Consider the following 11,899-nt stretch of genomic DNA (forward strand, 5'->3'; position numbering starts at 1 on the left):
AGCTCCTTTTTAATACCGATCGTGACTTTCGACACGATACGTTTTCTTTTTGGCGTCATAGATGAAAAAGACATACTGCCACTGATTCGTTGCTGTCGGAAAAACGTATGATTTCGTATGAATGATCGTCGCTTTCCCTGCTTTGACTTCTGTTTTCCGAAGAACAGATGTCGTATCAGCTTGACCAAGTGTTCCGAATGCTCCGAGTCCTTTCCCAGTCAATACTCGATCGACTTGTTGTTCCGTCATTCCGTTTTTGATTTTCGCACCTTTGATCAATTTACGATCACTCGTCCGGAATCCGGCTGCCGTGTCACGCTTAAACTCCATTTGTTTCATCGTCAGCCGGTACTTCGTTCCGCCCGTCTCTGTCATGAACATCAGGACACCGATTGCTGACGGGAATTCTACTTTTCGATTCACGAGATCATAGAGAAGGACGTTCCTATCCCATTCTTCCATCTCAATCTCTGTGTTCAATCGTAAGACTTGTGAACCGTTTTTCATCTTCAACTGCTTCTTATATGTCTTTCCATAGAGGACTTTGGCGACTTGCTCCACTGTCATCCCCGGTTTTAAAGCACGATATTGTTTTGTCGCAATCGCCTCGGCTTTCGTTGCCGCATCCGCCGTTACTGGATTGAGACAAACTATTGCGATCAGTACCATGAGAAGCCATCGTTTGATGTTCCACTTCTGCATCCCGTTCACTCACTTTCTGTTACACGTACTTTAGTTTTTTGTCTTAATCGTCCGCATGTCACTGATTTCGTAGGTTTTCGCTTGTTCGTTATACGTCAACTCGACATGTTTCCACTTGTTCGTCGTCGATTTAAAGACGTATTCCTTGATCCGAGACACTTCAGCAAATCCTCGTTTTTGTTCATCTAGCGTATAAGCAGACGCTGTATCCATATGACCGAGCATCGTCCAGTTACCGAGACCCTTCCCCGTCAATTTCGCATCGAGCTCTTTTTCCGTCATCCCGTTCTGGAGTACAGCACCTTTGACGAGCGTCCGTGTACTTTCACGATATCCTGTCTTCGTCTTCCGTTCGACGAACAAGGCTTTCGTCACCAACCGATACTTCGTACTCTTCTGTTTCGTCATGAATTGTAAGACCAGTTCGGTCGAGGGATTTTTTGTTGTCGAATCGGAGAGGACGTGGATCAATTGCTTATGTCCGTCTTCATCCCCTTCGAAGTTGATTGAAAGTTTCAAGACAGTCGATCCGTTTCTTTTCTTCAGGTGTTTCTGATACGACTTGCCATACAAGACTTGCGCGACTTGTTCCATCGTCATTCCATTTTTCAAGCCCTTGTACTGTGTCGTCGCAAGCGTTTCTGCTTTTGTTGCTGCAGATACTGTTCCTGGAACAAACAAACCAAGTAACAGTACTAAACAGAGTGACCACGTGATGATGCGCTTCATACCTGCTTCCCTCTCTCCTTGATGACTCTATGAATCATCATTATTCATTTTTCGTACTTCAATGAAATCCCGATTTCTGTATCCACCTCATATCGCTTTTTCTGCGTGTTATAGGACAAGGTGATGACTTCAATTTTTTTCGAATGTGGTCGATGGAATTGATAGATCTTATAGCGTCCCGTTTTCATCGGACTTTTTTTAATGACGGGCGAAACGTTCCAACTCCAATACATCGACACCCGTCCGAGCTTTTTGCCGGACACCAGTTGATCGAGTTGTTTCTCCGTCATCCCGTGGCGTAATGACGCCGGCTTCATGAGTGTCCGGCTATTTTCATACAAGCCATTTTCCGTATTGGCTTGGTAGTACAGCGCTTTTTGTGTCAGATAATATGTCTTCTGGTGCTGTTTCGTACTAAATTCAAGAAGCGTTGTCGTTGGAAGGTTTTTGGAGGGGCGATCAAGTATGTATCCGAGGGACCGATACCCTTGTTCGTTATCGGTCGTTCCCGGTTTTTTCGTAAAGACGACGCTGCCATTTTGTTTCTTGATGTATTTCCGGTACTCTTTTCCGTACATCGTTTTCGCGACTTCCGTCAGCGTCATACCGAACTTGAGTGCTTTGTACTCTTGTTTGATTTGCAGTGCTTCTTTTGATGCTGCTTGTCCTTCGAGTGTTCCGCTTATACAGAGGACACCAATCAGAAGGACACATAGAATACGTTTCATCTTTTAACCCACTTTCCTTATTTCACGAGCTGAACGGCACGATCAGCATTCAAGCGCCCATACCCGTACGTCGTATCGCGACCTTTTTTGCCGAGGTCCTTCGCTGACTTACGAAGAATCGATTCGACGTCCGTCACTTTGATACTTGGCTTCAAGCTATAGAGGACACTCGCTACACCCGCGACATGCGGTGTCGCCATCGATGTCCCGCTCCAGAAGATGGATTCGCCGTCTTGTAAGTAGCTCGCGATGTCTTGCCCTGGTGCGACGAGATCCAGTCCTTCGCCGTAGTTCGAGAACGATGCTCGTTTATCGAATCGATTCGTCGCCCCGACTGAGAAAACATATTTCGAGCGTGCCGGATAGGACAGTTTTGGTGCGCCTTCATTGCCAGTTGCTGCTGCGACGAAGATTCCTTTCTTACGTGCTTCCGCCAAGGCATCTTCAATCGCGAGGGAAACACCGCCACCGCCAAGACTCAAGTTGATGACTTTCGCCTTTTGTTTTACGGCAAACAGAATGCCTTTGGCGATATTCGAGTTCGAAGCGTAGTTATTGCGTGAGATGACTTTAATCGGAATGATGCTCGCCCGATCATTGATTCCCGTCATCCCGTAACCATTGTTCGATGCTGCGGCAATGACACCAGCGACGTGTGTACCGTGTCCATGATCGTCATAAGCAAGCTGGCGCTTATGAACGAAATCGTATCCGAGATCCATCCGGACGCGTCCAGCGAAATCCGCATAGGTTGGATTGATGCCGGTATCGACGACCGCTACACGGACAGTCGAACGTGACTTATTCGCAATCCGCTTGACCATCGCTTGATAACCGATATCGGCTCCTTTGACACCACCGCGTTGTCCGGTATTTTTTAACGCCCACTGGACGGACTGGAAAGGATCCGTACTGAGTAACTTCATCGGTTGATCGAGTTCGACGTACCGGACGCCCTTCGTTTGTTCAAGTTGACGTTTGGCTGCTATGGCTTGAATGAAGCTGTTGTAGGAGAACTTCTCGAGTCGTAACGTACTGTCGATCGTTTCGTGATGAGCGGCGCGCGACGTCCGTGATAACGTGCTCGCTTTCGTCGCCCCATTCAGACGGATGACGAGACTCGTCGCTTGTCCGGTCGTCGTCGATTTGGTCGCGTATTCCCGAATGGGTTCGAGACGTTCGAGCTTATAGGGAATCGTGAACGCCTTATTCTTCGCTCCCGTCACTTCGATGTATTGTCGCCCACTCCACGTCAGTGGGAAAAAGAGTGTCTTTTTACTATTCGCATACCGCGCATACGGGTCTTTTTGTTTGTATTCGGTCTGCGACGTATAGACCGTCGCTTTTTTTGAAGCATCGAAGGCGAACTTCAAGTGTGTTCCGCCGGCAAGATAGGTTTTGGTATCGAAATAGAACAACGCTTTCCCACTTGCATCGAATTTTCCTTTGATATAGCCTTTTTTCGTTTTTGCTTCGATGGCTGGCACTTTTTTAGCCGTTGTCGCCGCTTCCGTTGTATCCAACGTATATGTATTAAACGCACTCACGAGGAGAGCGCTGACGATGATCTTTTTCATATGATTTCACTCCTTCATTCATGTATCCTTTTTCATTATAATGGAAAAAATTGATTTTTCTAGTTCTTTTTACCTCCATCAATCAATGAATGGACCGAAAAAAAGAAGCCCAGTCAGCACAGGACTTCTTTAATGATTTAAGGAATCAGTTTGACGGCGCTATCGGCGTTCAACCGACCAGCACCATAGCTCGTATCATAGCCTTTTTTCCCAAGATCTTTTGCCGATTTCTTAAGGATGCTTTCGACACTGCTTGCCTTCAAAGACGGCTTCAAACTGATCAAGAGACTCGCGACACCAGCGACGTGTGGCGTCGCCATCGAGGTTCCGCTTCCATATAACAACTCCCCATCTGCGAGGTAACTTGGAATCGAGACTCCGGGTGCGACGAGGTCTAGTCCCGTTCCGTAGTTCGAGAACGACGCTTTCGTATCTTTTCGTCCAGTCGCCCCGACCGACAAGACATATTTCGAACGGGCCGGATATGCGACCGTCCCCCGTCCTTCGTTCCCGGAAGCGGCGACAATCAGGATATTCTTCTTGACCGCCGCTGCTAATGCCGACTCGATCGATTTCGAAGAAGAACTACCCCCGAGACTCATGTTGATGACTCGGGCACCTTGTTTCGTCGCATGCTGAATGCCTTTGACGAGTCCTGACACTGAACCAGCGCCTGAGTCATCGAGGACCTTGATCGGAATCAACGTCGCCATCGGATTGATGCCTGTCATCCCATATGTGTTATTTCCACCCGCCGCAATGATTCCCGCCACATGTGAACCATGTCCGTTATCATCCCAGGCGCTCTTATCGCCATTGATGAAATCATAGCCAAGATCCATGCGGACTTTCCCTGCGAAGTCGGCGTAACTCGGATTGATACCAGAATCAAGGACTGCGACTTTGGTTGCAGATAACTTTTTACCTTTGATCCGTTTTTGCATGGCGACGAAACCGATATCCGCCCCTTTGAGACCTTTCTTTTGCCCCGTATTCTGCAGAGACCATTGATATTTCTGATAGGCATCGACGCCGAATGCTTGAATTGGTGCGTCGAACTCCGCGAACGCGACCGCTGATGAACGTTCGAATTTCTGTTGTGCCGCTTTCGCTTCCGCATAGGAAGCATAGACGAGTCGCTCGATTCGAAGCTCGGACGCGATCGACTCGACTTTTGCGGCGCCGAAGGCTTGCGCTCGCATTGCACCTGGGCGCGTCTGCACGAGCAGTGCCGGTTTAACGGATTGAACGGCTGCCGTCATCGATTCCTCGATGGGTTCATAACGCGAGATATAGGCAGGAACGGAGTAGCGGTCGCCCGGGTACCCTTCGAGCACTAAGTACTGTCGTCCACTCCAACTGAGCGGGAAGTAGAGCGTATCATCCGTGACTTGGTAATAGCGATTGTAGACCCGTCCCGCTTCAGCGTCCGCTTTGCTCGCGAACATCGTCCCGTACGTGTTGTAATCAAGCTCGAACTCGAAGTGTGTACCTTTCGCGACAAAATCCTTCGCGTCAAAATACCAGACTGCTAATCCTTTTGAATCAAATCGTCCGGTTAAGGCACTCCCCGCTTGTTTCGAGAAGGCTGGTACTTCTTTTGCTTTCGCCAATGTCGCAGGACGAATCGCCTCTTTTTTCTCGATCGCATTGACTGGTACTGTACTAAAGATCAAACCAAGTGCTAGGCTTCCCGCTATCCATGTTCGCATCATCGTTCCTCCCTCTAGGTCTTTCTTACTAATACCCAGATTAGATGGAATTATGTGGAATATAGTGAAACATTGACGCAAATCATAAAAAACACCACTCTCGTGTTGAGAGTGGCGCTTGATATTACTTGACTGTGACTGTAAATGTTTTGACGACTTTATAGTTTCCAACTGTCGTGTACGTGACACGAATCGTCGTTTTGCCTGCTTTAATACCTCTAACGTTACCGCGTGACGAGACTTGTGCGACTTTTTTGTTCGCTGACGTATACTGAACGGATTTGATTTTATCCGTTGCTGACGTATAAGAGATACGTGTCGTCTGGTTCTTCTTCAGTGTTGCTTTTGTTGCTTTCAGCGTGACGCTGTTCGCTTTTGTTTCGATCGGTAAAACTGTTTTTAAGACAAAACCGTCTTTTAACGTAACCGTTGCTTCCACTGTCGTCTTGCCTGTTGCTTTACCTGTCAGACGACCTTTTGAATCAACTGTCGCTTTTTTTGTATCGAGGACACGGTAGCGTGTCGAAGCGATCGCTGCTTTTGAGTTTGCGATTGTCGTTTTCAAGTTCAATACTTTTCCTTGATAGACTGCACCGGCTTTAACCGTCGCGACTGGTGCTTTTGTTGCTTGCGGAACGAAGACGCCGACATATCCGTTGACTTCCGCCGTCTTAATTCCTTTGACCGGTACAGTCAAGACACCGTTCTTATCTGTGACGAGTTTCGTGTTCGTGACGCCACTTGCATCGACGAATACTTGGTTTGCGTGTGTTTTACCCATGTTGACTGGAATCGTCGTATTTAGACCTGCATTTTTCCCGATGACGGTCGCGACACCCGTGTTACGGTTCTTCCCGAAGCGAACGCTTGAGATCAAATCTTTCCCGGCTTCTTTTGATGTGTTCGATGTATGGTAAGCCACGAACTGTTTACCGTACGCATATTTTTTACGTACTTTTAAGAGATTCGTGATCTCATCATAGTACGGTGTCGTTTTTGACATATACGATGCATCAGTGTGGTAGAGATCACCGTAATAGACGGTTGGAACCGTGTTTTTGTTCGAAAGAAGGAACGCATACTGAGCGACGATGTTTTCCGTCGAGTATTTCTTCGTCGGACTAGCAAGCTCTTGATTATAAATCGCAAGTGCCTTGGCTTCATCTTTTTTATTGTAGAGTCTCTCAAACGACTTCGGCTGATCCGTTTTACTGTACTGAGCACCCGCCTTGATGCCGTACATATCGAGCATGATTTGGTTGACGCGGTTTTTCTCTTGGTCATGGTTATTGACGAACGACCAGTTTGGTTGAACATCCGTCGCGCCATACCCTTCACGGTCGACGACTGAAAGTTTCGCAAGATCACGAAGTGGACGTTTTTGCGAAGCTTTTAGAGCTGAACGCAATGTGAAGTACAAATCAGAGTCCATGATGAGTTGTTCGTTGTTGTTTGCTTTCATGTACGAACGTTGAGATGCTTTATAGCTTTCGATATAGCTCAAGTAATCTTGTTTTCCGAAATGAGCTTTCGAGATTTCTGCTTCTGCTTTTAGAATCGCTTTATCATAGTGCGACGCCGCATCGATTCGGAATCCGTCGAACTTATACGTTTCAAGCATCCACTTCATCCAGTTCTTCTGTTCTTTGATGACTTCTGGGTTCGAGTTCGCGAGGTCAACGCCGACGAGGAATTCATCATTTCTTGCCATCGTGTTGTTGATCGTCTGCGTCGGCGTGCCCTTTTCGTCGACGAAGAGGAACTGATCTTCTGTGTCGATACCAGAGTTATCGTTTTGGAACGAACGTTCTTCTGAACCATAACCATATTCCGCTTTTGTATTCATGTATTGATTTGTTAAGTCTGCAATTTTTCCATTATCTCCAGATGCTAACAATGCTTCTTTTGATGCAAAGCCATTCTTCAGCATGAACGGCAGATAACCTGTGTCTTTTGTATATTGCGTCAACATCGGTTTCCAGTTATCTGGTGATACTTCATACCAGCCATCTGTCGCAAGATACGAATCGACCGTGTTGATGTGTCCCGTTTTTGCCGCTTCAAGCAACCATTCTGGCAAGTAGTTGTCCGCGTGATCGACACCAAAGAAACGATACGCTTTCCCGTCTTGATCCGTCATGATCCGTCCAAGCCCCTGCCCTTGAAGAGAGGTTCCGTTGAGATACGACTTGTTCCATTCTTTGATGTAGCCGTATTTCGCTTGTCCCATACCACCACCTTTTGTGTAAGCGAGGTAAGGAGTCGCAAGGGTCTTCGTCGTTTCGCCACCTGTGAATGGATTTGCGAACGGTTTACCTGAACCCGTCGCACGACGAACGTAAACTGCTTCCCGTTGACTTAGACCAAGCATTTGGTTCGGTACGAGATCCATTTGGACTTTGATGTGATCGTCATGCAACATATCGACCATCATCTCGAGTTGTGAGGCTTTTCCGTACTTCGTCGGAATCGTACCACCCGGTCCTTGCGGGAACTCACCGAGATCATATCGATCGGCAATCGCATAGCCTTCTAAATAACGAGCCATGTCAAATGAACGATAGGCAGGTGGAAGCCAGACATCCGTCACGCCCCATGCGTTTAGTAAATCTCCTTTTTTCGCAAGCGTCCGGTACATGTTACTTTCGTACGGTTGGAAAAGGCTAAAGCTTTGGAAGATGACACGGTTGTCGAGTTTCTCACCTGCTGTGAATGCTTGTGCGCGTTCTGGTGCATAGGTGAGTCCACTTGTTGCGACGACTGCTGCTAACAATCCAACAGATACTTTTTTCGTTCTTCTCATGGATTAAATCTCCTTTATCTATATATGTTTTTTAATATTTCCACCTGAATTTCCAAATAACATCACATAATTTAACATTTTATTACGATGAATATAAGCCTGATTTTTCAAATTAAGTAAATAGATTTTCCAAAATGCAATCGATTGCGCTAATTCCTCGAAAAAACCTCCTCCTACCGAAGTAGAAAGAGGTTCACATTCCTTAGTTCAATCCGAGAAGAACAGCTTTCTCGTAACCACCAGTCAAGACAGAGTTGTCATACGACTGAAGATCTTTGTTGACGACGATGACGTTCGACAACGTTTTCAGCGTACCAGCTGGGACTTTGATCTTCACGATGTCCAGTCCGTTCGATACGATGTCATCTGAGTCAGCAAGCGAAATCGTTGTTCCAACCGGAAGTGCTTTTCCGTTTAAGACATAATTCGCTGTACTTGTCGCATCGTACATACCAGAGTACTGAACGCCCTCTGTGAATTTGATGCGAATGACATCTTTCTCGTTTTTCTCATTAGCAGTGACCTTAAGGATTTCAAATGGTGATAAGACTGGTGTTGGTGGTGTTTTCATGAGTTTGAAATCATGTGTCGCTGTCGCAACTGTGTTACCGACATCATCCGAAAGTGATTTGACGACGACTTTCCACTCTTCACCGTAACCTTCCATGTCAACAAGCTTTTGTAGATTCTCGTTTGCTGCGACGCGGAAGTTTTTGTCTGTTGTATCCGTGTAATTAAGGACCGAACCATCGATTGTAACGATTTTTCCGTCTTTATTTTTACCAATGAATTCAACAGTTGTCTTCGGAGGTAAGACTACACCATCACTATTAATGAGTGGCGTGTTGTACTCATCGAGATCGCGGATTTTAACAGGCTCACTCATCATAACAACGAAATCATTACTTGGTGCTAAGCGATCAATCGTGTTAATCTCAGCACTCTTCAGATCTGGTGAATTAAGAGGAGAACCATCATAGTTCAAATCAAGCACGAGTGCGTCATTTTTCTCTCCATTCGCTTCAGCCTGAATCGCATCTTTCGCGAGTGTGATTCGGAATTTATCGTTGTAGTAGTTTTCTTTCGTATTGACGGTATCATAGATTTCCGTCCAGTCCTTCATCAACTCGATGACTGCTTCGCCAGTCTCTTTGTTATAGGACGTGACGTCCACATATTTGCTGAAGTCTTCATATTTCTTCGTATTCGAGTTGTAACGCTCAAACTTCAATTCATTATCAAGCAATGCTAAGATATTCGCTTTTTTAAGACCTTTACTGAACATGATGCGGAATTGTTCAGGCGACTCAACTACAACACCAGCTGTCGGTTTAACCGTGTCTGCTGCAACAGTGAAGTCAAGGTTTTGAGTCGTACCGATATTCGTTTCATCAGAAAGCGCTGCATAGTCGTAAATGCTTGATACTTGAAGTGAGTGTTTACCCGCTGCGAAGTAACCTTGTTTAAGACCTGGATAGTTATCTTTTAAAGTGATTTTGACTGTATCGCGGCGATCGACACCCATTTTATTATCAAATCCATAATGGAGGACGTCGAAGTACTTCTCGCCGTACTGACCATCGATTTTGAAATCAGCTGTAGCAACAGATTCAGAGAATTTCACTTCGAGTTGATTCAACCCTACAGCCTTAACAGAAGTGACTTCAGGCTGACGAGCATCTGTTAACTTGAAGCTTGCTTTTGATTTGACTTCTGTATCCGTGTTGCTCGTGATTTTCGCTGTCAGCTTAACGACTGCGTTATCTTGGAGTGGTGTTTCTTTGTCCAAGATCAACTCGAATGCTTTTGGATTAGAAGGAACTGCTTTGACACCGATGACACGTTTTGTTCCCTCAAATTGTTCGATTTGGATGTTATCGTTTGCGAGGTAATCTTCTTCATGAAGACCTTGCATGACTTTATCGAGTCCAAATGATTTAAGCAGAAGTTCACGTGAGACCGCTTTATCAAGGAAGATCGTTACGCGATCTGCTTGGTTCGACTCAGCTGCAAGAACATTGATCATCTCAATTGGAGCAGGCGTCACAGCGATCGTGCTGAACTTGACTTTCGTTTCTCCAGCAATCTTACCGATTAGGTTTTTGTAATCGCCAGCTGCCGTTTCAATGATTTCTGCTTTGATGATTGCTTCGATATCTGTGTTACTGAATTCAGACGTCAACAGAACCGTCGCTTTACCGTCCTGGATCGTGACACGATCTTTCGCGAGAGCACCGAATGATGTCGACAATTTCAAGACGATATCATCTGCATTTTTATCGACTTCACCAGTCGCTTTGTTTTTAAGAGCGAATGTCACTTCCGTGTTATCTGCTCCGTTCGCAACGATTGTCGAAGCTTTTGGTGATACTTCCAGCATCCAGATATCTTCAACACTTTGTGTCATGAAGCTGAGCGAACCGAGATCCTTCGCGACGCCACCGACCATGATCCCTTTCGCGTCAACTGAGTAGTCTTTGCCATACTCGAGTCCTTCCACTTCAAGAACTGCTGACTTCTTGTCTGGGCTAAGTGTCGCGGATTTAACTGTCGCACCTGCGATTTTGAAGTTATCTGCTGTGACAGAGTCAACGGCACGCGAGAATGAAACTTCGACTCTCTCTTTGCCAATTGCTTTTGCTGAAGCGAGGACTGTGCTTGCAATCGTGAAGTCCATCGCAGCTGATTTGACAGAGCCGACTTTGACGACATAGCTGTGTGTTCCTTCTGGAATACCACCTTGCGATGCCATGAACTTCCCTTTCGAGAGCGTTCCTTTCGCTACGATTGGTGTAGCTGACATGTTTTTGCCTGGGTAGATCAAGAGTTCTGCCTTCGCGCCCACTGCTGGGTACATAACGTCTGCTTTGACTGAAAGCTTCTGATCATCAACGCTTCCCATGACGTTCGAGATGTTTGCTGCCTTAACTTCGTAGTTGATGTAACCTGTTACGACAGAGTTAGCACCTTTGTACGTGTAAGCTAATTTATATTTGCCTGCTTTTGAAGTCGATGGAGTTTTGAGGTTGAACTTGCTAATTGGGCGCTTGACGATGATACCTGATTTGTATTGAACGTTGATTGTGCTTGGCAATTGAACTTTTCCGCCAACAGCAACCGGTTCGAGGACTGGTTCGATGATATCTACGACATAGTTTTGAAGTTCGACTTTAAGAACTGCTTTCTTCGTCGTACCGGCTACCTTACCGTAGAGAACTTGGTATTTGTTGATGTATTTCTTTTCGAATTTGACAGAACCGCTCCACTTGACTGAGCGCATCTCATACTTACCGTTCGAAAGTTTGACTTTGACTTTCGTCGGAAGCGTCAATTTCTTGACTGCGTATTTCGAACCACCTGCATGTTTCATCAAGATTGGAGAGATGTATTTAACCGAGACCTTCGATGCTGCATCAGCAGCAACCGGAGCTACGACAGACGCCGTGACTGCAAGCGCAGCTGCAGCAGCGTACAATTTGTTCGTTTTCTTCGAATAACCCATGTTTACTATTCCTCCTCTTTTCTAACAAATCAAAAGCGAAAATCCCAATTTTAAATCTACAATATAAGTAAAATATAGAAATATTTTACTTTATAGCAGTAAAAAAATTCTTTAGTCGTCTTAGGAGGAGTACGTTCTGTTTCACG

At 45.9% G+C, this 11,899-nt stretch carries 7 protein-coding genes; all 7 read right to left on the minus strand.

Going from position 1 to position 11,899, the window contains the following annotated elements; genetic code table 11:
* Window positions 1-9: 9 nt before the first annotated feature.
* Complete coding sequence (locus tag BW42_RS10265; RefSeq protein ID WP_052019111.1) at window positions 10-702, minus strand: hypothetical protein; 693 nt, start codon at window positions 700-702, stop codon at window positions 10-12.
* A 30-nt stretch (window positions 703-732) separates the two neighbouring features.
* Entirely contained in the window at window positions 733-1,431 is a 699-nt protein-coding gene (locus tag BW42_RS10270) for a hypothetical protein (RefSeq protein ID WP_052019112.1), read from the minus strand.
* A 44-nt stretch (window positions 1,432-1,475) separates the two neighbouring features.
* On the minus strand, window positions 1,476-2,159 hold the full coding sequence (locus BW42_RS10275) for a hypothetical protein (protein ID WP_052019113.1): 684 nt from the start codon (window positions 2,157-2,159) through the stop codon (window positions 1,476-1,478).
* Between the two features lie 17 nt (window positions 2,160-2,176).
* Complete coding sequence (locus BW42_RS10280) at window positions 2,177-3,736, minus strand: S8 family peptidase (RefSeq protein WP_035410556.1); 1,560 nt, start codon at window positions 3,734-3,736, stop codon at window positions 2,177-2,179.
* A gap of 137 nt (window positions 3,737-3,873) precedes the next feature.
* Window positions 3,874-5,448, minus strand: a complete 1,575-nt coding sequence (locus BW42_RS10285; protein WP_035410559.1) for a S8 family peptidase — start codon at window positions 5,446-5,448, stop codon at window positions 3,874-3,876.
* 124 nt (window positions 5,449-5,572) lie between these two features.
* Window positions 5,573-8,251 (minus strand): glycoside hydrolase family 70 protein, encoded by a 2,679-nt coding sequence (locus BW42_RS10290; protein ID WP_035410561.1) that lies wholly within the window; start codon window positions 8,249-8,251, stop codon window positions 5,573-5,575.
* A gap of 202 nt (window positions 8,252-8,453) precedes the next feature.
* Window positions 8,454-11,753 carry a hypothetical protein gene (locus BW42_RS10295; protein ID WP_035410564.1) on the minus strand — a complete coding sequence of 1,100 codons (3,300 nt, stop codon included), beginning with the start codon at window positions 11,751-11,753 and terminating at the stop codon, window positions 8,454-8,456.
* Between the last annotated feature and the right edge of the window lie 146 nt (window positions 11,754-11,899).

Origin of the sequence: Exiguobacterium sp. RIT341, from assembly GCF_000632205.1 — a bacterium.
In the GTDB taxonomy this organism is placed as follows: domain Bacteria; phylum Bacillota; class Bacilli; order Exiguobacteriales; family Exiguobacteriaceae; genus Exiguobacterium_A.

Excerpts from the sequence above, each read along its gene's own strand:
- BW42_RS10265 (WP_052019111.1), bottom strand. The coding sequence starts at position 702 with ATGCAGAAGTGGAACATCAAACGATGGCTTCTCATGGTACTGATCGCA.
- BW42_RS10270 (WP_052019112.1), bottom strand. The coding sequence starts at position 1,431 with ATGAAGCGCATCATCACGTGGTCACTCTGTTTAGTACTGTTACTTGGT.
- BW42_RS10275 (WP_052019113.1), bottom strand. The coding sequence starts at position 2,159 with ATGAAACGTATTCTATGTGTCCTTCTGATTGGTGTCCTCTGTATAAGC.
- BW42_RS10280 (WP_035410556.1), bottom strand. The coding sequence starts at position 3,736 with ATGAAAAAGATCATCGTCAGCGCTCTCCTCGTGAGTGCGTTTAATACA.
- BW42_RS10285 (WP_035410559.1), bottom strand. The coding sequence starts at position 5,448 with ATGCGAACATGGATAGCGGGAAGCCTAGCACTTGGTTTGATCTTTAGT.
- BW42_RS10290 (WP_035410561.1), bottom strand. The coding sequence starts at position 8,251 with ATGAGAAGAACGAAAAAAGTATCTGTTGGATTGTTAGCAGCAGTCGTC.
- BW42_RS10295 (WP_035410564.1), bottom strand. The coding sequence starts at position 11,753 with ATGGGTTATTCGAAGAAAACGAACAAATTGTACGCTGCTGCAGCTGCG.